This is a genomic window from Sinomonas mesophila (genome assembly GCF_001999765.1).
Taxonomy (GTDB): Bacteria; Actinomycetota; Actinomycetes; order Actinomycetales; family Micrococcaceae; genus Sinomonas; species Sinomonas mesophila.
This window is the reverse complement of sequence record NZ_KV908327.1, coordinates 24055-47107: the sequence shown is the minus strand read 5'-3', so window position 1 is coordinate 47107 and position 23053 is coordinate 24055. Positions and strand designations below refer to the sequence as shown.

The 23053-nt window shown below is 72.0% G+C and carries 22 protein-coding genes and 3 tRNA genes; 5 read left to right on the top strand and 20 right to left on the bottom strand.

Going from position 1 to position 23053, the window contains the following annotated elements; all coding sequences use genetic code 11:
* Window positions 1-102 precede the first annotated feature (102 nt).
* Together BV907_RS07745 and BV907_RS07740 are read right to left on the bottom strand one after the other, a co-directional pair.
* The gene (locus tag BV907_RS07745; RefSeq protein WP_077489152.1) at window positions 103-1707 is read right to left on the bottom strand and encodes a solute symporter family protein; all 1605 of its coding nucleotides are present in this window, start codon (window positions 1705-1707) and stop codon (window positions 103-105) included.
* Window positions 1704-2099: a DUF485 domain-containing protein gene (locus tag BV907_RS07740; RefSeq protein WP_077489151.1), complete on the bottom strand. Its 396-nt coding sequence runs from the start codon at window positions 2097-2099 to the stop codon at window positions 1704-1706. The genes BV907_RS07745 and BV907_RS07740 overlap by 4 nt, the downstream gene beginning before the upstream one ends.
* Window positions 2100-2329: 230 nt before the next feature.
* Between BV907_RS07740 and BV907_RS07735 the strand changes: the two genes are divergently transcribed.
* From BV907_RS07735 to BV907_RS07720, 4 genes are read left to right on the top strand one after another with little or no spacing between them, the layout of a single operon-like run.
* Window positions 2330-3550, top strand: coding sequence for a sensor histidine kinase (locus BV907_RS07735; RefSeq protein ID WP_077489150.1), 1221 nt, complete (start codon window positions 2330-2332; stop codon window positions 3548-3550).
* Window positions 3551-3555: 5 nt separating this feature from the next.
* Window positions 3556-4290: a LytR/AlgR family response regulator transcription factor gene (locus BV907_RS07730; RefSeq protein ID WP_077489149.1), complete on the top strand. Its 735-nt coding sequence runs from the start codon at window positions 3556-3558 to the stop codon at window positions 4288-4290.
* The gene (locus BV907_RS07725; RefSeq protein WP_077489148.1) at window positions 4287-4760 is read left to right on the top strand and encodes a hypothetical protein; all 474 of its coding nucleotides are present in this window, start codon (window positions 4287-4289) and stop codon (window positions 4758-4760) included. Before BV907_RS07730 ends, BV907_RS07725 begins: the two co-directional genes overlap by 4 nt.
* A complete protein-coding gene (locus BV907_RS07720) occupies window positions 4757-6280 on the top strand; it encodes a sodium/solute symporter (protein ID WP_077489147.1) in 1524 nt (507 codons plus the stop codon). Before BV907_RS07725 ends, BV907_RS07720 begins: the two co-directional genes overlap by 4 nt.
* A gap of 20 nt (window positions 6281-6300) precedes the next feature.
* Here the strand turns inward: BV907_RS07720 and BV907_RS07715 are convergent, their stop codons facing one another.
* The 6 genes from BV907_RS07715 to rpsB form a co-directional block, all read right to left on the bottom strand.
* Window positions 6301-6876, bottom strand: coding sequence for a DivIVA domain-containing protein (locus BV907_RS07715; RefSeq protein ID WP_077489146.1), 576 nt, complete (start codon window positions 6874-6876; stop codon window positions 6301-6303).
* Between the two features lie 53 nt (window positions 6877-6929).
* Window positions 6930-7874: a phosphatidate cytidylyltransferase gene (locus BV907_RS07710; protein WP_077489145.1), complete on the bottom strand. Its 945-nt coding sequence runs from the start codon at window positions 7872-7874 to the stop codon at window positions 6930-6932.
* On the bottom strand, window positions 7874-8431 hold the full coding sequence (gene frr / locus BV907_RS07705) for a ribosome recycling factor (protein WP_077489144.1): 558 nt from the start codon (window positions 8429-8431) through the stop codon (window positions 7874-7876). The genes BV907_RS07710 and frr overlap by 1 nt, the downstream gene beginning before the upstream one ends.
* 97 nt (window positions 8432-8528) lie before the next feature.
* Complete coding sequence (pyrH, locus tag BV907_RS07700; RefSeq protein ID WP_077489143.1) at window positions 8529-9311, bottom strand: UMP kinase; 783 nt, start codon at window positions 9309-9311, stop codon at window positions 8529-8531.
* Window positions 9312-9416: 105 nt separating this feature from the next.
* Window positions 9417-10253, bottom strand: a complete 837-nt coding sequence (gene tsf, locus BV907_RS07695) for a translation elongation factor Ts (protein WP_077489142.1) — start codon at window positions 10251-10253, stop codon at window positions 9417-9419.
* A 128-nt stretch (window positions 10254-10381) separates the two neighbouring features.
* Window positions 10382-11260, bottom strand: coding sequence for a 30S ribosomal protein S2 (gene rpsB / locus BV907_RS07690; RefSeq protein ID WP_077489141.1), 879 nt, complete (start codon window positions 11258-11260; stop codon window positions 10382-10384).
* Window positions 11261-11687: 427 nt separating this feature from the next.
* Between rpsB and BV907_RS07685 the strand changes: the two genes are divergently transcribed.
* Entirely contained in the window at window positions 11688-12257 is a 570-nt protein-coding gene (locus BV907_RS07685; RefSeq protein ID WP_077489140.1) for a M23 family metallopeptidase, read from the top strand.
* A 33-nt stretch (window positions 12258-12290) separates the two neighbouring features.
* Here BV907_RS07685 and BV907_RS07680 read toward each other — a convergent pair whose 3' ends face one another.
* The 12 genes from BV907_RS07680 to dusB form a co-directional block, all read right to left on the bottom strand.
* Window positions 12291-13481: an acyl-CoA dehydrogenase family protein gene (locus tag BV907_RS07680; protein WP_077489139.1), complete on the bottom strand. Its 1191-nt coding sequence runs from the start codon at window positions 13479-13481 to the stop codon at window positions 12291-12293.
* Between the two features lie 160 nt (window positions 13482-13641).
* A tRNA-Ile gene (locus tag BV907_RS07675) sits at window positions 13642-13715 on the bottom strand.
* 39 nt (window positions 13716-13754) lie between these two features.
* Entirely contained in the window at window positions 13755-14960 is a 1206-nt protein-coding gene (locus BV907_RS07670) for a glycosyltransferase (RefSeq protein ID WP_077489261.1), read from the bottom strand.
* Window positions 14961-15033: 73 nt separating this feature from the next.
* A complete protein-coding gene (locus tag BV907_RS07665) occupies window positions 15034-15969 on the bottom strand; it encodes a DMT family transporter (RefSeq protein ID WP_077489138.1) in 936 nt (311 codons plus the stop codon).
* Window positions 15969-16622 (bottom strand): CDP-alcohol phosphatidyltransferase family protein, encoded by a 654-nt coding sequence (locus BV907_RS07660; protein WP_077489137.1) that lies wholly within the window; start codon window positions 16620-16622, stop codon window positions 15969-15971. The genes BV907_RS07665 and BV907_RS07660 overlap by 1 nt, the downstream gene beginning before the upstream one ends.
* 73 nt (window positions 16623-16695) lie before the next feature.
* A complete protein-coding gene (locus BV907_RS07655; RefSeq protein WP_077489136.1) occupies window positions 16696-17571 on the bottom strand; it encodes a phage holin family protein in 876 nt (291 codons plus the stop codon).
* A gap of 201 nt (window positions 17572-17772) precedes the next feature.
* Complete coding sequence (locus BV907_RS07650; RefSeq protein ID WP_077489135.1) at window positions 17773-18189, bottom strand: hypothetical protein; 417 nt, start codon at window positions 18187-18189, stop codon at window positions 17773-17775.
* A gap of 121 nt (window positions 18190-18310) precedes the next feature.
* Window positions 18311-18383: transfer RNA gene (locus BV907_RS07645), tRNA-Asn, on the bottom strand.
* Window positions 18384-18435: 52 nt separating this feature from the next.
* A tRNA-Asn gene (locus tag BV907_RS07640) sits at window positions 18436-18511 on the bottom strand.
* Between the two features lie 85 nt (window positions 18512-18596).
* A complete protein-coding gene (gene dnaG, locus BV907_RS07635) occupies window positions 18597-20498 on the bottom strand; it encodes a DNA primase (RefSeq protein WP_077489134.1) in 1902 nt (633 codons plus the stop codon).
* A gap of 27 nt (window positions 20499-20525) precedes the next feature.
* Complete coding sequence (locus tag BV907_RS07630) at window positions 20526-21809, bottom strand: deoxyguanosinetriphosphate triphosphohydrolase (protein WP_245827846.1); 1284 nt, start codon at window positions 21807-21809, stop codon at window positions 20526-20528.
* On the bottom strand, window positions 21802-23013 hold the full coding sequence (dusB, locus tag BV907_RS07625) for a tRNA dihydrouridine synthase DusB (RefSeq protein WP_425441615.1): 1212 nt from the start codon (window positions 23011-23013) through the stop codon (window positions 21802-21804). The genes BV907_RS07630 and dusB overlap by 8 nt, the downstream gene beginning before the upstream one ends.
* Between the last annotated feature and the right edge of the window lie 40 nt (window positions 23014-23053).

The window sequence follows — 23053 nt, the reverse complement described above, 5'->3', positions numbered from 1 at the left end:
CCGGCGGACGACGACGGCGAGCCGCGGCGGGACGGGCGGACGACGGCGGGCGGCGGCTTCCGCTGGGAGCCGTCGCCCGACGTCGTGCGCTGCTAGTGCGAGCTAGTGTGAAACGGCCTTCTCGGCGCCCACCCCGGTGAGCGAGCGGACCTCCATCTCGGCCTGCTTCTCCGGCGACTCCTGGCCCTTGTCGAGGACCGTGCCGAGCCAGCCGAGGGCGAAGGCGAGTGGGATGGAGACGAGGCCGGGGTTATTCAGCGGGAACCAGTCGAAGTCCGCCGACGGGATCATCGAGGTCTTCGTGCCGGAGACGACCGGCGAGAAGGCGATGAGCAGGATCGCCGAGCCCAGGCCGCCGTAGATGCTCCACAGGGCGCCCTTCGTGGTGAACCGCCTCCAGAAGAGCGAGTAGAGGATCGTGGGCAGGTTGGCCGAGGCCGCGACCGCGAACGCGAGCGCCACGAGGAACGCGACGTTCTGCCCGTTGGCGAAGATGCCGCCCGCGATGGCCGCGATGCCGATCACGACGACGGTGCACCGCGCGACCTTGACCTCCGAGGCGGGCGTGGTCTTGCCCTTGGCGAGGACGTTGGCGTAGATGTCGTGGGCGAACGAGGCCGCCGCGGTGATCGTCAGGCCGGCGACGACGGCGAGGATCGTCGCGAACGCGACGGCGGAGATGAACCCGAGCAGGAGCGGGCCGCCGAGCACGAACGCCAGCAGCGGGGCCGCGGAGTTCACGCCGCCGGGGGCGGCTTTGATCGTGTCCGCGCCGATGAGGGCCGCGGCGCCGTAGCCGAGCACGAGCGTGAACAGGTAGAAGCCGCCGATGAGCCAGATCGCCCACACGACCGACTTGCGGGCCTCCTTGGACGTGGGCACCGTGTAGAAGCGCATGAGCACGTGCGGCAGGGCCGCGGTGCCGAGCACGAGGGCCAGACCCAGGGAGATGAAGTCGAGCTTGCTCGTCTCGCTCTTGCCGTACGCGAGGCCCGGGTTGAGCAGCTTCTCGCCGCCGGCGCCGGCGGTCTCGACGGCGCTGCCGAGCAGGGCGGAGAGGTTGAACCCGTGCAGGGCGAGGACCCACACCGTCATCGCGAACGCGCCCGCGATGAGCAGGACGGCCTTGATGATCTGCACCCACGTGGTGCCCTTCATGCCGCCCAGCAGCACGTACATGATCATGAGCGCGCCGACGACCGTGATGACGACCGCCTGGCCCTCCCAGCTCGAGATGCCCAGCAGGAGCGCGATGAGGGCGCCCGCGCCGGCCATCTGGGCCAGGAGGTAGAAGAAGCATACGGCCAGGGTCGAGATGGCCGCGGCGATGCGCACCGGGCGCTCGCGGAGCCTGAACGCGAGGACGTCCGCCATGGTGAACTTGCCCGTGTTGCGCAGGAGCTCGGCGACGAGCAGGAGCGCGACGAGCCACGCGACGAGGAAGCCGATCGAGTAGAGGAAGCCGTCGTAGCCGTTGACCGCGATGGCCCCCGTGATGCCCAGGAACGAGGCCGCGGAGAGGTAGTCGCCCGCAATCGCGGTGCCGTTCTGACCGCCGGTGAAGGAGCGGCCTCCCGCGTAGTAGTCTGCGGCGGTCTTGTTGTTGCGGCTGGCCCGGATCACGATGACGATCGTCACGCCCACGAAGACCGCGAAGATGGCCATGTTGAGCCATGTGCTGCTGAGCAGGCTCTCCGTGAGGCTCATCGTGCGCCCCCCTCGCGGCCGGCGCCGACGGACTGTTCGGCATCGAAATCGTGGCCCTCGATCTCGGCCCGGATGGCCTCGGCCTGTGGGTCGAGCGTGGAGTTGGCGCGGCGGACGTACCAGGCCGTGATGCCGAAGGTGCTCACGAACTGGAGCAGGCCCAGCACGAGGCCCACGTTGATGTTGCCCACGACCGGGATCGACAGGAGCCCGTGCGCGTAGTCGGCGAGCAAGACGTACAGGAAGTACCAGAGCAGGAACGCTCCGGCGAGGGGGAAGACGAAGCTGCGGTGGCTCCCGCGCAGCCGCTGGAAGTCGTCGCTGGCCTGGACCAGCCGGAAGTCGGGGTGCGCCGTGTTCTCGGCGGCGTCCCGGGAGGCGTCGTTGCCCATGGATCCTCCTCGGAAGGCCGAGCCTGCGGCCCGGCAGTTGAGTGATGCACATCACTCTCGTCCCGCCGGCGCCGGCCTTCCAGAGGGTCCGACGGGTGGATCGGCCAGCGGGGGCCGGCGTGCGCCGAGCGGCATCCCGGCGACGGCGAGCGGCGGCGCGTCATGGACGACGGCGGGCCGTCGCCGTCGTCCCGCAGGCGCACCGGCGGCGGGCGGCTAGCCTTGGCTGCATGTCCCCGGACTCGCTCTCCCTCGCGGTCATCGCCACCGCGCTCGCCGTGGGCGTCGCGGCCGCCGTCGTGGCCTGGCGCGTGTGGCGCTCGCGCCGCGACTTCGGCAGCGAGGCCGAGCGGGCGAGCTACACGATCCTGCACGCCGCGTCCCAGGCCGGGCGGTCTCTGCGCGGCGGGCTCGACCCGGACGGGGCGGCGAGGGCGGCGAGGCATCTGCGCTCGATGATCGGCGCGCCCGCGCTCGCGCTCACGGACGAGTCCCGGCTGCTCGCGTGGGACGGCGCTGGCCCCGCCCACGCCGCCACGGCCATGGCCCTCGCGGCGGCGACGCTCGGGCACGGGCGCACCCGCGTGGCCTCGGGGGACGAGCTGGACTGCGCCGCCGCCGGCTGCCGCGAGCGCGAGTGCCCGGTGCGCAGCGCCGTCGTCGCCCCCGTCCGCGCCGGCTCGCGCGTCATCGGCACGGTCATCGCACTGTCCCCCGCCGCGGGGGCGGGCCTCGTCCGGGCCACGGGCGAGCTCGCGGACTGGGTCGCGACACAGGCCGAGCTGGCCGAGCTCGACCGGTCGCGCACGCTGCTCATGGAGGCCGAGGTCCGGGCGCTGCGCGCGCAGATCAGCCCGCACTTCATCTACAACTCGCTCAACGCGATCGCGTCCTACATCCTCACCGACCCGGCCCGGGCCCGCGAGCTCGTCGTCGAGTTCGCCGACTTCACGCGGTACTCGTTCCGCCGGCACGGCGACTTCACGACCCTCGCCGAGGAGCTGCGGAGCATCGACCGGTACCTCCTGCTCGAGCGGGCCCGCTTCGGCGAGCGGCTCCAGGTGAGCCTGCGCATCGCCCCTGAGGTCCTCGGCACCGTCATCCCCTTCCTGAGCCTCCAGCCGCTGGTCGAGAACGCGGTCCGCCACGGGCTCGAGGCGCGCGAGGGCGTCGGCCACATCGAGATCACGGCCGAGGACACGCCCAACGAGGCGATCGTGCGGATCGAGGACGACGGCGCGGGCATGGACCCGGAGCGCGTGCGCGAGGTCCTCGCGGGCCGCGCCGGAGGGGACCACGTCGGGCTGCGCAACGTCGACGCCCGGCTGCGCCAGGTGTACGGCGACGACCACGGGCTCGTCGTCGAGACCGCGCCCGGCGAGGGTACCCTCATCGAGCTGCGCATCCCCAAGTCCCAGCCGCAGCACGAGGTGCGGCCGCCACTAGACTGAGCCGCATGATCTCCGTCCTCGTCGTCGACGACGAGCTGCCCGCCGTGCAGGAGCTGTCCTACCTCCTCGGCCGCGACAGCCGCGTGGGGCCGGTGCACACCGCCACCTCGGGGACCGAGGCGCTGCGCGTGCTCGAGCGCGAGGAGGTCGACGCGATCTTCCTCGACATCCACATGCCCGGCCTGACCGGCCTCGACCTCGCCCGCGTGATCGCCCGCTTCGCCGCCCCGCCCGCCGTCGTGTTCGTCACCGCGGACGAGGACCATGCGCTCGAGGCGTTCGACCTCGCCGCCGTCGACTATCTGCTCAAGCCCGTCCGCCCCGAGCGCCTCGAGCGCTGCGTGGCCCGCGTCGCAGAGCTGCGCGAGGCCACCGGCGCACCGGCCGGGGCCGAGCCCGCCGTCATCACCGTCGAGCAGGGCGGGGTCACGCGCATGATCCGCCGCGACGACGTCACGTTCGTCCAGGCCCAGGGCGACTACGCGCGCCTGCACACCGACGGCGCGAGCTACCTCGTGCGCGTGCCGCTCAGCGACCTCGAGCGGCAGTGGGGGCCCGCGGGGTTCGTGCGGATCCACCGCTCGTACCTCGTGGCCATGGACGCGGTGCGGCAGCTGCGGCTCTCCGCCGCGCAGCCCACCGTCGTCGTCGGCGGCGGCGCCGAGCTGCCCGTGAGCCGTCGGCTCCTGCCCGGGCTGCGCGAGCGGCTCGCCGCGACCCGGATCAGGCCGCTGCCGTGAATGCGGACGGCGACGGCGGGAACGGCAGCGGCGGGAACGGCAGCGGCGGGGACGGCGACGGCGGGAGCGGCCGTGGCGGGAACGGCAGCACTGGGCGGAGCGTCGACCGCTCCCGCCGCGTGCGCGTGACGGCGCCCCTCTCCTCCGCCGCGCGGGCGCCCCAGACGCCGTCGCTCTCCCGTGAGGTCGAGGAGCAGTCCGAGCTCGGCGGCGTCGTGCTCCGCTCGCTCATGCGCTCGCAGCTGCGCCTCGCGGCCGCCGTCGCCGGCGCGTTCCTCGCCGCCGTGCTGACGGTGTGGGCACTGTCCTCGCTCGCCGCGCAGCTGCCGTGGCTGCCCGGGCTCCCGCTCGTGTGGCTGCTCGTGGGGGCGCTGCCGTACCCGGCCGCCGTGCTGTGCGGGGTCGCCTACTACCGGGCCGCGACGCGCACCGAGCAGCGCTACTCCGAGCTCCTCGAGGACCGGCGGTGACCCCTGCGATCGGCGTGGCGGCGCTCGCGGCCGTGGCCGTCGCGACCGTCCTCGTGGGCTTCTACGGGCTGCGGATCTCGCGCACGACCGGCGACTTCTACGTCGCCTCGCGGACCGTGCGGCCGTGGTGGAACGCGTCCGCGATCGGCGGCGAGTACCTCTCCGCGGCGAGCTTCCTGGGCGTGGCGGGGCTCATCATGGTCAGCGGCTCCTCGGCGCTGTGGTATCCCGTGGGGTACACGGCCGGGTTCCTCATGCTCCTGCTGTTCGTCGCCGCGCCGCTGCGCCGCTCGGGCGCCTACACAATCCCCGACTTCGCCGGGGCGCGGCTCGGCTCGCTCGCCGCGCGGCGCACGACAAGCGTCCTCGTCGTGCTCATCGGCTGGCTCTACATCGTCCCGCAGCTCCAGGGCGCGGCCCTCGCGGTGCGGATCACGACCGGCCTGCCCGGGTGGGCCGGCTCCGCGGCGGTCGTCGCCGTCGTCGTCTTCGCCGTCATGCTCGGCGGGATGCGCTCGATCACCTTCGTCCAGGCGTTCCAGTTCTGGCTCAAGCTCGCCGCGATCGGCATCCCTGCCGTGTTCCTCGCGCTGCACGTCGTCGGGCAGGGCGCGCCGTCGCTCGCCGACGCCGCGGCTGCAGCCGCGGCGGGGGGCGGGGCCGCGGACGACGGCGGCGGGGCCGGCGCGGACGACGGCGGCTCGGGTCCGGTGGGCGGGTACCGGACGCTGTCGATCATGGTCGCCCTGCTGTTCGGCACGCTCGGGCTCCCGCACGTCCTCGTGCGCTTCTACACGAACCCCGACGGGCGGTCGGCGCGGCGCACGACCGTGATCGTGCTGTGCCTGCTCTCGGTGTTCTACGTCTTCCCGACGACGCTCGGTGTGCTCGGGCGGCTCGCGGCGCCAGGCCTCGCGAGCGAGGGCGACGCCATCGCGATCCTGCTGCCCGAGGCGCTCGTCGCAGGGCCGCTCGGAACGGCCTTGTCCGCCCTCGTGCTCGCCGGGGCCATGGCAGCGTTCCTGTCCACGAGCTCGGGCCTGCTCGTGTCCGTCGCGGGGGTCATCAGCCAGGAACTCTTCGGCGGCAGCGTGCGCGGCTTCCGGATCGCGACCCCGCTCTCGGCCCTCGTCCCCCTCGCGGCCGCGGTCGCGGGCGGCTCGCAGGCCCTCGCGGGCAGCGTCGGGCTCGTGTTCGCGTTCACGGCGTCGACCATCTGCCCGCTGCTCGTGCTCGGGATCTGGTGGCGGGGCCTGACTCCGACCGGGGCGATGGCCGGGATGGCGACGGGGGCGCTGGCCTGCGGGGGCGCCGTCGTCGCGTCGGGGCTTCTGGGCCCGCCGGGCGAGGCAGCCGGCGCGCTCTCGGTCGTCGCCGAGCTGTGCGCCCAGCCCGCGCTCTGGACGGTTCCGCTCGCCTTCGCGGTCATGGCCGCCGTCTCGCGCGCGAGCCGGACGACCCTCCCGCGCGGCGCGGACCGGTTCCTCGTGCGGCTCCACTCCCCCGAGCCGCGTCCCTGACAGGAAGGCCGGGGGCAGGGTCAGTCGATGGACGACATGAGCTCGACGACGCGGTCGAGGAACGCGTCGACCTGGGTCTCCTCGTAGCCGTCCTTGCCCGTGACGGTGCGGAAGACGGCGGTGCGCACCTCGTCCGCGCTCATGGGCGAGCCGCGCTCGAGGTAGTCGAGGAGGCGCACGCAGAGCTCGTCGACGTCCTGCGTGCTGTAGCTCGGGGCCTTCGGACTCGTGGGGCGGCGGAAGCGCTCCCCCTCGGGGCGCAGGAGGCGGCCCCGGAGGACGCCCGCGAGCCTGCCGATCTCGCGGAGCCAGGCCTCCTCGCCGGAGGTCTCGATGAGCTCGTCCCGCTCGCGCCGGGCGAAGGCGTCCTCGAGCCGGTCCAGCGCGGCGTCGACCTCGCTCGCGTCGAAGCCGCCGCGGACGGCGTCGAACGAGACCGTCCTGACCTGATGGCTCGTCACGGGCGGGGCGGAGGGGTCCTCGAGGTATGCCCTCGCCTGCTCCATGAACTTCTCGACCTGCTTGGGGCTGTAGCCCAGGTCGCCGCGGCCGACGCGGTCGAAGCCCGCCGACGCGGGGCTGTCAGTGTGCGCCACGTGCTCTCATCCTCTCGTGCGCTCGTAGGTTCATCGTGAGGCCTCCGCAGGTCCTACGCACCCGGGAGGAGGCTGAAGACGAGGTAGGCCGCCGGCGCCCCGAACAGGATCGAGTCGAGCCGGTCCATCATCCCGCCGTGCCCGGGGAGGATGCTGCTCATGTCCTTGATCCTCAGCTCCCGCTTGACCATGGACTCCACGAGGTCCCCCGCCGTGGCCGCGGCGACCATGACCACGGCGAGCACGGCGCCGACCCACCACGGCCGGCCGAGCAGGAACACGGCGCCGAGGACGCCGATCGCGGCGGCGCCCGCCACGGAGCCCGCGAATCCCTCCCACGACTTCTTGGGGCTGATCTTCGGCGCCATCGGGTGCCTGCCGAGGCTCGCCCCCACGATATAGCCGAAGGTGTCGTTCGCGACGATGAGCAGGAGCGTCAGGACGAGCTCGAGCGTAGCCGGCGGAACGGTGCCGCCCGGCCAGAGCCCGAGGCCTGCCGGGAGGGGCGAATCGTGCAGGGGAAGCACCGCGAATCCCACGAGGAACGGGACCCAGAGGAGCACGAAGACCCCGGCGAAGACGCTCCTCGCCGCGCCGGCGGTGTGCTCGAGGCTCTGCCACAGCAGCACCGCGGCGCAGCCGGCGACGAGCGCGAAGAGCTGCGCCTCCGCGCCGCCGAAGTACGCGCTCACGGGGATGGCCGCCGTCGCCGCCATGACGGGGACGACAGGGATGCGCGTCCCGTGCGCCTCGAGGGCCCGGGACACCTCCCACGCGCCCAGCAGCGCGGCGGACACGGCGATGAGCACGAAGCCCAGCGGCCACAGGAACAGGCCGCCGAGCAGGGCCGCGAGGAGGGCGAGCCCGACGACGATGGCGGCAGGCAGGTCGCGCCCCGCCCGGGAGGTCCGTGCCAGCTTCCGGGAACGCCGCTCACCGAGGGCTGGCGCCCCCGGGGCGGCGTTTCGGGGCGGCGGCCCGGGCTGGGGCTCGCTCATCAGACCTCGAGCAGCTCGGCTTCCTTGCGCTTGACCAGGTCGTCGACCGAGTCGACGTGCTTCTTGGTCAGGAGGTCGAGCTCCTTCTCGCCGCGCACGCCCTCGTCCTCGCCGACCTCGCCGTCCTTGACGAGCTTGTCGAGGGACTCCTTGGCCTTGCGGCGGATGCTGCGGATCGACACCTTGGCGTCCTCGCCCTTGCCCTTGACGATCTTGACGTACTCCTTGCGGCGCTCCTGCGTCAGCTCGGGCAGGACGACGCGGATCACGTTGCCGTCGTTGGACGGGTTGGCACCGACCTCGGAGTCGGAGAGGGCCTTCTCGACATCGCGCAGCGCGCTCTTGTCGTAGGGCGTGATGAGGATCGTGCGGGCGTCCGAGACCTGGAAGGAGGCGAGCTGCTGGAGCGGGGTCGGCGTGCCGTAGTAGTCCACCATGACCTTGGCGTACAGGCCCGGGTTGGCGCGGCCCGTACGGATCGACGCGAAGTCCTCCTTGGCCACCTCGACGGCCTTCTCCATCTTGTCGGCGGCTTCGAGCAGGGTCTCTTCGATCACGTCTGTCTCCTCAGAGGGGTTTACGGCAGCTCACGGCGCGCGCCCCGCCACTGGCGGGCCGCAGGGGCTAGCAACATCCTAGCCTCATGCGGATGGGCTAGACCGTCACGAGCGTGCCGAGCCGGTCGCCGCGGATCGCCTTCGTGACGTTGCCCTCGCCCTCCATGCCGAACACGACCATGTCGAGCCTGTTGTCCTTGCACATGGTCATCGCGGTCTGGTCCATGACCCGGATGTCGCGGCGCAGCGCCTCGTCGTAGGTGAGGTGCTCGAGCTTCTCGGCGGTCGGGTCCTTCTTCGGGTCAGCGGTGTAGACGCCGTCGACCCCGCTCTTGGCCATGAGGACGACGTCGGCGTGCACCTCGAGCGCACGCTGCGCGGCCACGGTGTCGGTCGAGAAGTACGGCAGGCCCGCGCCGGCGCCGAAGATCACGACGCGCCCCTTCTCCATGTGCCGGATCGCCCGGCGCGGGATGTACGCCTCGGCGACCTGGCCCATCGTGATCGCGCTCTGGACGCGGGTCTCGACGCCGGCCTGCTCGAGGAAGTCCTGGAGCGCGAGGCAGTTCATCACGGTGCCCAGCATGCCCATGTAGTCGGCGCGGGAGCGGTCCATCCCGGACAGGGAGAGCTCAGCGCCGCGGAAGAAGTTCCCGCCGCCGACGACGATGGCGATCTCGACGTCGTCGACCGCGGCGGCGATCTGGTCGGCGACGGCGCGGACCGTGTCCGGGTCGACGCCGAGCTTGCCTCCGCCGAACACCTCGCCGGAGAGCTTGAGCAGGACGCGGCGGCGACGCTGGGCTGCGCCCTGCTCGGACGCGGCCGCGGGGAGGTGGGAGGGGGCTTCTGCGGGGTCGGCGGTCTGAACGGTATCCATGAGTGTGTCCCCTCGGGTTTGGGCGGCTTGGTCTAGATTATCGGCCCTCGGCCGCACGGCACAGCAAAGGGGCGGCCACCGAAGTGGCCGCCCCTGCAGTGCGTGCTACGCGCCGACGCGGAAGCGGGCGACCGCGGTCGCCTCGACGCCGGCCTCGGAGAGGACCTGGCCGACGGACTTCTTGGCGTCCTTGGCGAACGCCTGGTCGAGGAGGACCTCGCCCTTGTAGAAGCCGGTCACGCGGCCCTCGACGATCTTCGGCAGGGCAGCCTCGGGCTTGCCCTCGGCCTTGGCGGTCTCCTCGGCGATGCGGCGCTCCGACTCGACGAGGTCGGCCGGGACATCCTCGCGGCGGAGGTAGTTCGGGGCCATCGCGGCCACGTGCACTGCGACGTCGTGCGCGGCGGCCTGGGCGGCCTCGCCCTCGCCCTCGACGGCGAAGAGGACGCCGACCTGGGCCGGGAGGTCCTTGGACGTCTTGTGGAGGTAGGCATCGACGGTCGCGCCCTCGATGCGGGCCAGGCGGCGGACGACGACCTTCTCGCCCAGGACCGCGCCCTCCTCGACGACGAAGTCGCTCAGGGACTTGCCGTCGACGTCGGCGGCCAAGAGGGCCTCGAGGTCGGCGGCGCCCGAGGCGACGGCCGTCGCGAGGACCTTGTCGGCCAGCTCGATGAACTTGGCGGACTTGGCGACGAAGTCGGTCTCGCAGTTGACCTCGACCATGACGCCGACGCCGCCGTCGACCTTGGCGGCGACGAGGCCCTCGGCCGTCGAGCGGCCCTCGCGCTTCGTGGCGCCCTTGAGGCCCTTGATGCGGATGATCTCGATGGCCTTCTCGGCGTCGCCGTTGGCCTCGTCGAGAGCCTTCTTGACGTCCATCATGCCGGCGCCGGTGCGCTCGCGCAGGGCCTTGATGTCAGCAGCGGTGTAGTTCGCCATGTGAACCCCTCTGTCGTGTGTTCTGCAGTTCTTCCGGCCGGCGCGACGGCGGCCCCGTCAGTCGGGGCCGCCATCGCGCCGGTGGTCTCCGGGTCCTGGTGGGTCCCGGAGAGGGTCTTTGGGTCGAGTTACTTCGAACCCTCGGCTGACGCCGAGTCGGCAGAGCCGGCCTCGCCAGCCTCGGCCTCGTCGGCCGGGGCCTCGGCGGCGGGGGCCTCGGCGGCGGGGGCCTCGGCGGTCTGGCCCTCGAGGAGCTCGCGCTCCCACTCGGCGAGCGGCTCGGCCGAGGTGGCGCCCTCGGAGCCGGTGGCGCGGCTGGTGCGCGCGATGAGGCCCTCAGCCACGGCGTCGGCGACGACGCGGGTGAGCAGGTTCACGGAGCGGATGGCGTCGTCGTTGCCCGGGATCGGGAAGTCGACCTCGTCCGGGTCGCAGTTCGTGTCGAGGATCGCCACGACCGGGATGCCGAGCTTCTTGGCCTCGTCGACCGCGAGGTGCTCCTTCTTCGTGTCCACGACCCAGAGGAGGGACGGGGTGCGCGAGAGGTTGCGGATGCCGCCGAGGGTCTTCTCGAGCTTGTCCTTCTCGCGCTGGAGGATGAGGAGCTCCTTCTTGGTGCGGCCCGAGCCGGCAACGTCCTCGAAGTCGATCTCCTCGAGCTCCTTGAGCCGCTGGATGCGCTTGGCGACCGTGGAGAAGTTGGTGAGCATGCCGCCCAGCCAGCGCTGGTTGACGTACGGCTGGCCGACGCGCGTGGCCTGCTCGGCGATGGCCTCCTGGGCCTGCTTCTTCGTGCCGACGAAGAGCACGGTGCCGCCGTGGGCGACCGTGGCCTTGACGAACTCGAAGGCGCGGTCGATGTAGGACAGCGACTGCTGGAGGTCGATGATGTAGATGCCGTTGCGCTCGGTGAAGATGAAGCGCTTCATCTTCGGGTTCCAACGGCGGGTCTGGTGACCGAAGTGGACGCCGCTGTCGAGCAGCTGGCGCATGGTAACGACGGGCATGCCGACGCTCCTTCCGGCAGGTCATGGATCGAGGGCGCCTGTGGCGGCCCTTGCCCCTGCCATAGTTGACGGTTACTGACGACGACGGCCGGGTGGCCGCTCGCCCCTGGCATCCCCTGCGCCCCCGTACCGCCGAGGCGGACCGCCGGGCGCGCAGTGCCCAAGCCGCGCAGACCGGCCCGGGGCCGGTTCGCGGGTTGGGCGCTGGATGCGCGGAGTCGGCTCGCCGTTCCGCCTGATGCCCAGAGGATTCTGGCACAGCAAAAGCGGGCCGGAGAGCCGCGGTACCCAGTGTACTACAGCGCCCCCGCCGCCCCCGGCCAGCCCAGCCGCCCGTTCATCCTCCACAGGGCACTGCCCGGCGTGTTGTCCACATGGCCGCCCAGTGCCCTCCCGGGCGTCCTCGAAGGCGGCGCAGGATCGGGGCATGGCCCCTCTGTCACGCCCGTTCATCCCGCTCCCCGTGTTGCTCCTCGTCCGCCTCCTGGCCGGGGTGGGCGTCGCCGCGCTGCTCCTGGCGGGCGCTGCGGCGGCGGCCCCTGTCCCGGCGACACCAGCGCCGCCGCCCGGGTGGGTGTGGCCGCTCGAGCCGAGGCCCGCCGTCGTGCGCGCCTTCGACCCGCCCGAGAAGCCCTGGCTCAGCGGCCACCGCGGCGTGGACCTCGGCGCCGGCCGCGGTTCGCCCGTCCTCGCCCCGGCGGACGGGACGGTCGTGTTCGCGGGCTGGGTCGTGGACCGGCCCGTCCTCACGATCGACCACGGCAGCGGGCTGCGCAGCAGCTTCGAGCCCGTGGCGACGGCCCTGGCCGTCGGGACGGCAGTGGTCCGCGGCCAACCCGTTGGCACGCTCGAGGCTCCCGGCGCGGGCCACTGCTCGCCCGCCGAGTGCCTTCACTGGGGCGTGCGGCGAGGGGACGACTACGTCGACCCGCTGCAGTTCGTCGAGGACCGCAGGCCCTCGGTCCTGCTCCCCTGGGACCCTGGACCGAGCGGCTGAACGGGGCCGGTTGGGTCCGGTCCGGCGCCCGCGTCAGACGATCGCGGAGACGCCCGTGATGGCCCGGCCGGCGATGAGGGTGTTGACCTCGTGCGTGCCCTCGTAGGTGTAGATGGCCTCGGCGTCCGCGAAGATCTTGGCCATGCGATAGTCGGTCACGATCCCATTGCCGCCAAGGAGCCCGCGGCCGATCGCGACGGTCTCACGCATCCGGGCGGCCGTGAAGGCCTTGGCGAGCGCGGACTGCTCATCCCGGTCCTGCCCGGCGTCCTCGAGCTGCGCGAGCCGGACCATCATGCCCATCGAGCTCACGGCGTTGCCGAGCATCGTGACGAGCTGGTCCTGGACGAGCTGGAAGGATGCGAGCGGCCGGCCGAACTGCTCCCGCGCGAGCACGTAGCACCGGGCGACGTCGAAGGCCGCGAGCTGTTGGCCCACGGCCTGCCAGGCCACGCCGATGCGGGTGCTCCTGAGCACCCGGTTGACGTCCTTGAAGCTGTTCGCGTGCGCGAGCCGGAACTCGTCGGGGACACGGACGCCCTCGAGAGTGATGTCGGCGTTCTGGACGGCGCGCAGGGCGATCTTGTTCTCGATCTTCGCCGTGCGGAAGCCTGGCAGCGTGGAGTCGACGAGGAAGCCCTTGACGCCGCCGTCAGCCTCATCGCGCGCGAAGACGAGGACCCAGTCTGAGAACGTCGCGTTGCCGATCCAGCGCTTGGCGCCGTCGAGCACCCACGAACCGCCCTCCCGGCGGGCTGTCGTGCGAAGGCCGCCGGCGACGTCGGAGCCACCGAGCGGCTCGGTGAGGCCGAAGGCGCCGATGGCCTCGAGCGAGTAGGCGCCGGGCAGCCACGCGGCCTTCTGCTCGTCCGAGGCGAGGAGCTCGATCGAGCCGGTGAAGAGCCCGTCGTGGACGCCCAGGAAGGTGCCGATCGACGCGTCAGCGCGGGTGAACTCGGCGTGGATGAGTCCCGCGAGGAGGTGGGAGTGCCCCTGGCGGCGGACCGGGCTGACGACGTCGAGCTCCGCGAGCCGCGGGATGAGCTCGTGCGGGAACTCCGCGCGGTCCCAGCAGCCGACGGCGATCGGCAGCACCTCGCGGGCGAGCCACTCGCGGACCTCCTCGAGGCGGCTGCGCTCCTTCTCGCCGAGGAGCTCCTCGAAGGCGAGCAGGTCGCTCTCGGCGCTGGGGAGGTCGGCGGACGCGGGGACGGACGGGCGCATGGAAGCCTCCTGGATCGGGCGCCCTCGGCACCGGTGCGCGGTCGGGCGGTAGAAGTTACTCCTTGGTAACTTACCGCCACGTTCGCCGTCGCACAACGCCTTCGCGGCGCCGGATACGAAAGAAGCCCGGGATCCTCGCGGATCCCGAGCCTCTCGGGTGTAGGGCGTGTGGGACTTGAACCCACGACCAAGGGATTATGAGTCCCCTGCTCTAACCGGCTGAGCTAACGCCCCCCGCCCCGCATCCGCGGGGCTCCACCCATCCTAGTGGCCTCAGAGTGCCTCCGGCGCAGGCTCGACGCCGCGGTAGAGCGACTCGAACGTGTCGAGGGTGGCCTTGATGCCGTGCTTCTGCACCATGCGGTGGCTCTCGGCTCCCATGCGCCGGCGCTCGTCGGCGGGCTGCCCCAGGACGGCGGTGATCTTCTCGGCGAGGTCGGCGGCGTCGTTGGGGCGGAAGAGGTAGCCGTTCTCGCCCTCGCGGACGAGGTGCGGCAGGGCCATCGCATCGGCGAGCACGACGGGCGTCGAGGCGCTCATGGCCTCGAGCGTGACGAGGGACTGCAGTTCGGCGGTGCCGGGCATGCAGAACAGGTCGGCCCGCAGGTAGGCGGAGCGCAGCTCCTCGTCCGGTGCGAGGCCGAGGAAGCGGACCCTCTGCCGCAGGCCGAGGCGGTCGACGAGCGTCTCGAGGGCGGGGCGGACCTCTCCCCCGCCGACGATCTCGAGGTGCACGTCGAGCTCGACGGGGGTCTTCGCGATGGCCTCGATGAGCACGTCGACGTGCTTCTCCTCGGCGAGCCGGCCGGCGAACAGCACGGTCGGGTACGGGTTGCGCCGGATCTCCTCGCCGGGTCGCTGCTCGTACGCTGCGACGTCGATCCCGTTCGAGAGCGGGATGACCTCGCGCAGGAACGCGTGCTCGTGCATGGCCTTGGCGGCGAGCGGGGTCGGCGTCGTGACGACATCGGCCTGGCCCATGACCTTGCCCATGTCCTTCCACGAGATCCGCCCGATGATGTCCTTGAACCACTGCGGGAACGGCAGGAACGGGTTGAGGTTCTCCGGCATGAAGTGGTTCGTGGCCACGACGCGGATGCCCCGCCGGACGGCCTCGTAGAGGACGTGCTCGCCGATCATGTAGTGGCTCTGGATGTGCACCACATCAGGCTGCACGTGGTCGAACAGGAGGGCGATCTCCTTCTTGACCTCCCAGGGGAAGACGATCCGGAAGTACTCGTGTGTCGGCACCGAGTGGGACCGGAGCCGGTGCACGACCGCCTCGGGCCGGGTCTCGGTGTAGCTCCTGCCCTTCTCGGAGCGGCCCGCCACGATGTGGACGCTGTGGCCCCGGGCGGTCATGCCCCTCGCGAGGCGGTAGCCGAACTGCGCGGCACCGTTCACGTGGGGCGGGTAGGTATCGGCGCCGACGAGGATCGTCAGCGGCCGCTGGGTCGTCTCCGGCTCGGGGGCAGGCATCGTCACGATGGTCTCCTCGTCGGGCGGGCAGGCGGATCCGGCCCGCTGTTCCGGCGGCCTCGCGCTATGGCGGTCAGCGGCCGGTGTGCGGTGCTCCGCCCGGCCCGGGCCCGCCGCGCACTTCGCGCGCGGCCTCCTTGCGCCGCTTCGCGACTTCGGGGTGGTGCCTGGACAGGGCGATGACCCCCACGATAGCAATCACGGCGGCCACGACCATGGCGACGGCCAGCACTGCGGGGACGTCGGGGCGCAGCTCCCCGAGGATCGTGATTCCGATGCCGATGCCCACGATGGGGTCGACGACGGTCAGGCCGGCGATGACCAGGTCGGGCGGGCCCGCCGAGTAGGCGCTCTGGACGAACCACGAGCCGAGTCCGCCGGCAGCCGCGATGGCGACGAGCGAGTACCACTGCACGTTGAGCAGGAAGAGGCCGTTGGGGTCGACGAGGTCACGGCCGATGATGCGGGTCAGGACCGCGACGAAGCCGAAGAGCACGCCGGCGCCGAGGATGTACACGAAGGCGCTCATCCGGTGCCGGAACAGCGCCGCGAGGGAGCCGAACACGCCCACTGCGAGGGCCAGCAGGAGGACGATCGCGAGCTCCTGGTCCACCGCGACGTCGTGGTTCTCGAGGGTCGCGTTGACGGCGAGGAGGACGAACAGGGCCGAGCCCGTGACGCAGGCCGTGATGGCGACGACGGTGGGCCGGTTGATCGTGATTCCTTGGTCCTTCGAGTTCACGATGGTCGTGATGACGAGCGCGATCGCCCCGATGGGCTGCACGACCGTCAGGGGCGCCGAGACGAGGGCGACCATGTTGCACATCATGCCCGCACCGAGCAGGAGCAGTCCGAACACCCACCGCGGGTTCCGCACGAGCCGGAGCAGGCCGTTGGAGCTCAGCGCGAGCCCGCCCGTGTCTGCCTTGACCGCGCTGCCCTGCCGCTGGGCGCCGAGTGCCAGGAAGAACGCTCCGAGCACGGCGAGGACGACGGCGACCCAGACCATCAGCGCCCCTCCCCGCCCTCGGCACTGCCCCGCCGGTCGTCGAGCCGGCCCTCGCGGACCGGCCGGCCCTTGCGCACGATCGCACGCAGGTAGCCGGCGGCCGCGAGCCAGTGCCCGACGAGGCCCAGCCCGAGCAGAACCCACGCGGCGCCGGCGTACAGCCCGGCGCCGGGGATGGGCAGCAGTGACAGCACGAGCAGCGGCGTGCCCGCGAGGAGGAACGCCGTGCGCAGCTTGCCGATTCTCGACACGGGGAGGTCTGGGTGGCTGCGGAAGTAGAAGACCGAGGCCGTCCCGAGGACGAGGTCTGGGACGAGGAGCGCGGCGAGGTACCACCACTGCACGACGCCCGCGAGCACGAGGGTCAGGGCGACGGCGAGGAGTGCGAGCCTGTCGGCCGCGGGGTCCATGATCCGACCCAGCCTCGAGGTCTGGTTGAAGCGCCGGGCGACGTAGCCGTCCACCCAGTCGGTGCCGCCCATGACCGCGAGGACGAAGACTGCCCAGCCGTATTCCCCCTCGGCGAGGACGAGCCACATGAACAGCGGCACGCCGAGGAACCGCAGCACCGTGAGGGCGTTGGGAACCGTCAGGACCCTGTCGCGGTCAACGTGCTCGCTCCCGGCTTGGCGGCCCGATCTGGAGAACCTCATCGCCCCACGTGCGCCTTCCCTGCGGGCCGCGGCACTCGTGTCCGTCTGTGAGCATCTGGGGGCGCCGGGGCGCTCAGCTCTTCACCAGCTTCCGCAGCAGGACGACAAAGGCCGTGGCCGAGACCGCGAAGACGGTCAGCGGTGCCCAGCGCCCCCTGATGGCCTCGCCGCGGCCGGCCTCCGACGCCGTGCCCTTCGTAGGGATTCCGCGCGCACCCAGGCTCCCCTTCGGCGTCGTCCATCCGGACGACGCCGCCGCGGCGAACCTGTCGCGCATGTCGTCGGCGAGGTTCCCGGCCTGGCGCTTGACGTCGAACTCCTTGAGGAGATCCTCGCGGACGTCCAGCAGGTGGTCGCGGCGGCGGTCGAGCCGCTCGCGCAGCTCCTTCTCGCTCGGCGGCGGGAGGTTGACCTTGCCGTGGACCCTGTCCTGGGCCTCCTTCTCGGCCCTGGCCCGGGCCGCCTCGGCCTCCTTCGTGGCCTGCGCGCGCTTGTACTGGATCGTGCTCTTGTCCAGCAGCCGGGGATCGAAGAGGCGGCCCTCCGTGACGACGCCGAGATCGTGCCGGAGGCCGCGGATCGCGTCCTCGGGCAGGAGCGGCATGGCCTTCTTGACCCGGCCGAGTCCCAGGAGGGCGGCGATGAGGAGGATGAGGAGGGAGGCCGCGCCCACGAGGAGGGCCGCAAGCCAGCCCGGCATCACGGTGGCGAGGCCGAGGATCGCCGCGACGACGAGCGCGATCACGAGGAGCCCGAGGAAGACGAGCGCGACGCCGAAGAGCGCCGCGCCGATGCCCGCGTGGACGCCTCTGGTCTTGAGCTCGATCCTCGCGAGTGCGATCTCGTCATTGACCTGTCGCGGCGCAAGGCGCAGCGCGAGCCCCACGAGGTCCGGGAGCGCGGCCAGCCTGGGCCGTCGCTCGGCGGGCATGCTGTGGCGTCCACTCATCTGCGTTGGGCCCCTTCCGATCAGTCCGGCGCGCCTGAGGCGCAATCCGTGACCAAACTACCATCGACACTGCGTGGCGATCCGAGGCGTGCCGCGCGCCGTGGGGGTTGGAGCGGGGGGCTCTGTGGGGGTTGGGGCGGGCGGCTCCGTGGGCGGGCCGCGGGGAGGGCTCCAAGGCCGATGGGATCAGGGCTTGAGGGATCAGGGCTGGCCCAGCGCGCCGAAGGCGGACTCGGCGGCGAGGAACTGCTCGGCTGCCTCGACCGCGGCGGTGAAGGCGTCGGCGTCGGTCGTCGATCCGCGCGGACCCCGCGGCTGCCATTCGTGCCGGGCGGTGACGACGGTCTCGAAGCCCTCGCGCGGGGGCGCATAGTAGATGGCGAAACGCTGGACGGGCCAGCCGCCGGGCGTCTCGGGTGCCACGAGGACCGCCGAGCGCAGGCTGAAGTTGACCCACTGCGCGATGGGGCGCCGGTGGTCGCGCACGAGCATGCCGTCGGCGAAAGTGTTCGCCGATCCCTCGCCGTGGGCAGCCTCGTACCGCACCCGCCAGAGCGTCAGCAGCGGGCCCTCGTAACGGGTCCAGCCAGGAGGGAGGGGCCATGAGGCATCGGCCATGGACTCATGATATTCCGGCCTCCCGCGGCACCCTAGGCCCCGTCACCGCTCCCCGGGAACGCGCAAGGGCCCCGACGGATCGGGGCCCTGCAGTCCGCCCGGAAGACCGAGCGGAAGGAAGCTCCCCCGACTGGACTCGAACCAGTAACCCTTCGATTAACAGTCGAATGCTCTGCCAATTGAGCTACGGGGGAATGCGGCACACTGACCTTAGCAGAAGCGGGCACGCGGCGCCGAATCCTGCCATGGCTCCCCCGACTGGACTCGAACCAGTAACCCTTCGATTAACAGTCGAATGCTCTGCCAATTGAGCTACGGGGGATTGCAGCGGGATCTACCCTAGCAGGGCAGGCGGCCCGACGAGAAATCGGCCGCAGGTCCACCTGGGGCCGCAGGCCCACCTCGGTTCAGTCACGGGCGCGCAGGGCGCGGCGGCGTAGCTCGAGCTCCATGAGCTCGCGGTTGAGCCGCTGGTACTCCTCGGGCGAGGCGGCGGGGTCGAGGCGCTGGAGCTGGCCCATCCGGTCGGCCTTCTGCGCCGTGATCTGCAGCTCCGCGAGGCCGGCGAGGATATCGCGGCAGTAGCGTTCGAGCGAGGCCTCGGTGGTTGCCGGGAGCGGGGTGACGGCGAGCTCGGCGAGCAGCGGGCGCAGCCCCTCGGGCAGCTCGTGCCGCACGCGCTCGATCCAGGCCGCGGGCGGCTCCGACGCCCCGGGGCGGCCCGCGGCGCCGATGGCCGTGTGGACGGCGAGATGCGCGGGCGCGACGAACCGGGCGGCGGAGAACTCGGCCCACGCGGCGTCGTCGAGCATGCGCGGCTGCTGCAGGACGACCTCCAGGGCCTGCCGCTCCATTGTCGCGGCGGGATCGCGCGGGTCCGGCCGCCACGCGACGGGCGACGGCGTCTCCTCCGCGGTCGCGCCGCCCGCCGCCTGCTGGGGTGCCCGCCCTGGGCCCTGACCGGCCGCGCCGCCCTGGGGCGCGGGCCGGCGGGACGCCGAGCCCACGGCGCGGGAGACGTCCTCGAGGGGCATCCCGAGCCACTTGGCGAGCTCGCGCGTGTAGGCCGGGCGGATCGCAGAGTCGCGGATCTGCGCGACGACGGGCGCCGCCTCGCGCAGGGCGGAGATCCGGCCCTCGACCGAGTCGAGGTTGTGCTTGCGCAGGCTCGCCTGGATCGCGAACTCGAACAGGGGACGGCGCGTCTCGATGAGCTGCTGCACGGCGGCGTCCCCCCGGTTCTGGCGCAGCTCGCACGGGTCCATCCCGCTCTTCTCGACGGCGACGTAGGTCTGGGCGACGAAGCGCTGGTCCTCCTCGAAGGCCTTGAGCGCCGCCTTCTGGCCTGCTGCGTCGCCGTCGAACGTGAAGACGACCTCCCCGCCGGTGCCGTCGTCAGAGAGGAGCCGCCGGGCGATCTTGATGTGCTCGGCCCCGAACGCCGTGCCGCAGGAAGCCACGGCGGTGTCGACGCCCGCGAGGTGGCAGGCCATGACGTCGGTGTAGCCCTCGACGACCACGAGCTGGCGCTTCTTGGCGATGTGCCGCTTGGCCATGTCGATGCCGTAGAGCACCTGCGACTTCTTGTAGATCGCGGTCTCGGGGGTGTTGAGGTACTTGGGGCCCTGGTCGTCGTCGAACAGGCGGCGGGCGCCGAAGCCGATCACGTCCCCCGCGATGTCCTTGATGGGCCAGACGAGGCGCCCGCGGAAGCGGTCGTACAGGCCCCGGTTCCCCTCGGAGAACATGCCCGTGAGCCTGAGCTCCTCGGCGTTGAAGCCCTTCCCGCGCAGGTGGTTCAGGAGCCCATCCCAGCCCTGCGGGGCGAAGCCCACGCCGAAGGTCTCGGCGACGCTGCGCTCGAAGCCGCGCTCGAAGAGGAACTGCCGGGCGGCTGCCGCGCCGGGGGTGAGCAGCTGGGACTGGAAGAACTCGGCCGCGACCTTGTGCGCGTCGAGGAGCCGCTGCCGGCGCCCGACCTCCTCGCGGCGGGGGCCTGCGCCCTCCTCGTAGTGCAGCTCGTAGCCGATCCGGGCCGCGAGCTTCTCGACGGTCTCGGCGAAGCCGGTGTGGTCCATCTTCATGACGAAGCTGATCACGTCGCCGCTCTCGCCGCAGCCGAAGCAGTGGTAGGTCCCGACCTGGGGGCGCACGTGGAAGGACGGGGTGCGCTCGTCATGGAACGGGCACAGGCCCTTCCACGAGCCGATGCCCGCGCCCCTGAGCGTGACGTACCCCTCGACGACCTCGCGGATGTCGGTCCGCGCGCGGACCTCGGCGATGTCGTCGGGTTTGATCAGGCCAGCCACGGATCCTCCTTAGTCGTCACTGGCGCCTCACCAGAGGCTCGGCAGGCTGCCCACGAGCCGCTCGTACCAAGCCAGGGCGGAGGCGTCGGTGAGCGAGGCCACCTGGTCGACGATGACGCGAAGCCGGGCGTCGTCGTCGTCCGCGGCGCGCCAGTCCGCGGCGAAGCTCGGCTCGAGGTGCCTCTCGCCCGTCGAGCTGAGCGCGGTGACGAGGGCGTGCAGGACCTCGCGCTGGCGCTCATAGATGGGCTGCCGGTGGTCGGTGGTCATGACGAAGGTCGTGGCGAGGCCCTTCATGACGGCGATCTCCATGACCGTCTCCTGGGGCACCATGACCTGGCCCCCGTACCGCGTGAGCGGCGCGTCCCCGTACGCGGCGCGCGTGAGGGACAGGGCGGAGTCGCAGAACCGGCCGATGAGCTGACTCGTCATGTTCTTGAGGGCCGCCATGGCCCGGCGGGAGCCGTCGGCCTCGCGGACCCACACGGGGGTCTCCTCGAGCCGCGCGAGGGCGGCGTCGATCTCGGCGGGATCGCTGTGCGGGAGGTACCACTGCTGGGTGTAGCCGATCACCCGGGCGCGGTGGTCCGGGTTCTCCATCCAGCGCAGCTGGAACTTGCCCGCGACGATGGCGTCCTCGACGTCATGCACCGAATAGGCGATGTCGTCCGAGAGGTCCATCACCTGGGCCTCGATGCAGCTGCGCCCCGCGGGGGCGCCCTCGCGGATCCACCCGAAGATCGGCAGGTCGTCCTCGTAGGCGCCGAACTTGCTCGTGCGGTGGCCGTGGACGAGGGGCGCGTCGACCGCGGCCCAGGGATACTTGCAGGCCGCGTCAAGGCTCGCCCGGGTCAGGTTGAGCCCGGCGGGGGCCCCGTCCGGGCCTATGACCTTGGGCTCCAGCCGGGTCAGAAGGCGCAGCGTCTGGGCGTTGCCCTCGAAGCCGCCGATCGCGTGGGCGATGTCGTTGAGCGCGGACTCGCCGTTGTGGCCGAACGGCGGGTGGCCGAGGTCGTGGCTCAGGCAGGCCGTGTCGACCACGTCGGGGTCGCAGCCGAGGACGCGGCCGAGCTCCCGGCCCACCTGGGCGACCTCGAGCGAGTGTGTGAGGCGCGTGCGGACGAAGTCGTCCGTGTCCGGCGCGACGACCTGGGTCTTGGCGCCGAGCCGGCGCAGCGCCGAGGAGTGCAGCACGCGGGCGCGGTCGCGCTCGAAATCGCTGCGGTAGCCCTTCTTGGGCGGCTCCTCGACCCAGCGGAGGGTGTCCTGGGCCGAGTACCCGCGCGTGCCCTCCGCGAGTGCCTCAGCCACCGGAGACGTCCAGTTCCGCTGCGGCGATGTCCCGGGTCTGCGCCGCATCCATCGAGCGGCTCTCGAGCCACCGGTGCGGGAGTGCTGGGCGCTTGGGCGAACCGGCACGGCCGCGCGGGCCCTCGGCGTCCTCGCCCGGGTAGGGGGCGTCGGCCTCGAGCGTGTCCAGGAGGGCTCGCAGCTCCTCGAGGGTGTTCACCTGTGCCAGCCGCGCGCGGAGCTCGCCGCCGACGGCGTAGCCCTTGAAGTACCACGCGACGTGCTTGCGGATGTCCCGCAGCGCTTTGCCCTCCTCCTCGTAGTACTCGACGAGCAGCTGGGCATGGCGGTAGAACGCCTCGCCGACCTCGCCGAGAGCGGGGCGGATCCGCTCGGGGCGGCCCTCGAATGCCGCCTGGAGGTCGCCGAAGAGCCACGGGCGGCCCTGGCAGCCGCGCCCGATGACGACGCCGTCGACCCCCGTGTGCCGGACCATGCGGACGGCATCCTCGGCGCTCCAGATGTCCCCGTTGCCGAGCACGGGGATGTCCGGGAGCGCCTCGCGCAGGCGTGCGATCGAGTCCCAGTCCGCTGTGCCCGAGTAGAACTGCGCGCACGTGCGGCCGTGGAGCGCGACGGCGGCGACGCCCGCGTCGCGGGCGATCCGGCCGGCGTCGAGGTATGTGAGGTGGTCGTCGTCGATGCCCTTGCGCATCTTGACGGTGAGCGGGAGCCCGCCGCGGTCCGCCTCGCGCACGGCCGTCGTGACGATCTGGGTGAAGAGGTCCGTCTTCCACGGGAGCGCCGACCCGCCCCCGCGCTTGGTGACCTTGGGCACGGGGCAGCCGAAGTTGAGGTCGATGTGGTCGGCCCGGTCCTCCTCGACGAGCATGCGCACCGCCCTGCCGACCGTGACGGGGTCGACGCCGTACAGCTGGACGGAGCGGATCCTCTCGTCGTCGTCGTGCCCGATGATGCGCAGGGACTCGGGATGCCGCTCGACGAGCGCGCGCGAGGTCACCATCTCGGCGACGTAGAGACCGCCGCCGAACTCGCGGCACAGGCGCCGGAAGGCCGTGTTCGTGATGCCGGCCATGGGCGCGAGGACGACCGGGGTCTCGATCGTGTGCCGTCCGAGCGTGAGCGGCGGCAGCTCGAGCCGGGCAGGGGCGTCCGGCCCGGGCACGGCCGCGGCCGGGGCGGCGTCGATGGGGGACGTTGGCACAGCAGTCACCCGTCCATTGTGTCAACCGCGGTCAAATCCG

Bases quoted from the DNA above. Each gene is read 5' to 3' on its own strand.
- BV907_RS07745 (WP_077489152.1), bottom strand. From the start codon at position 1,707: ATGAGCCTCACGGAGAGCCTGCTCAGCAGCACATGGCTCAACATGGCC.
- BV907_RS07730 (WP_077489149.1), top strand. From the start codon at position 3,556: ATGATCTCCGTCCTCGTCGTCGACGACGAGCTGCCCGCCGTGCAGGAG.
- BV907_RS07680 (WP_077489139.1), bottom strand. From the start codon at position 13,481: ATGCGCCCGTCCGTCCCCGCGTCCGCCGACCTCCCCAGCGCCGAGAGC.
- BV907_RS07655 (WP_077489136.1), bottom strand. From the start codon at position 17,571: ATGAGTGGACGCCACAGCATGCCCGCCGAGCGACGGCCCAGGCTGGCC.
- rpsB (WP_077489141.1), bottom strand. From the start codon at position 11,260: ATGCCCGTCGTTACCATGCGCCAGCTGCTCGACAGCGGCGTCCACTTC.
- BV907_RS07650 (WP_077489135.1), bottom strand. From the start codon at position 18,189: ATGGCCGATGCCTCATGGCCCCTCCCTCCTGGCTGGACCCGTTACGAG.
- BV907_RS07665 (WP_077489138.1), bottom strand. From the start codon at position 15,969: ATGGTCTGGGTCGCCGTCGTCCTCGCCGTGCTCGGAGCGTTCTTCCTG.
- BV907_RS07710 (WP_077489145.1), bottom strand. From the start codon at position 7,874: ATGAGCGAGCCCCAGCCCGGGCCGCCGCCCCGAAACGCCGCCCCGGGG.
- BV907_RS07670 (WP_077489261.1), bottom strand. From the start codon at position 14,960: ATGCCTGCCCCCGAGCCGGAGACGACCCAGCGGCCGCTGACGATCCTC.
- BV907_RS07685 (WP_077489140.1), top strand. From the start codon at position 11,688: ATGGCCCCTCTGTCACGCCCGTTCATCCCGCTCCCCGTGTTGCTCCTC.
- BV907_RS07740 (WP_077489151.1), bottom strand. From the start codon at position 2,099: ATGGGCAACGACGCCTCCCGGGACGCCGCCGAGAACACGGCGCACCCC.
- tsf (WP_077489142.1), bottom strand. From the start codon at position 10,253: ATGGCGAACTACACCGCTGCTGACATCAAGGCCCTGCGCGAGCGCACC.
- BV907_RS07660 (WP_077489137.1), bottom strand. From the start codon at position 16,622: ATGAGGTTCTCCAGATCGGGCCGCCAAGCCGGGAGCGAGCACGTTGAC.
- BV907_RS07735 (WP_077489150.1), top strand. From the start codon at position 2,330: ATGTCCCCGGACTCGCTCTCCCTCGCGGTCATCGCCACCGCGCTCGCC.
- pyrH (WP_077489143.1), bottom strand. From the start codon at position 9,311: ATGGATACCGTTCAGACCGCCGACCCCGCAGAAGCCCCCTCCCACCTC.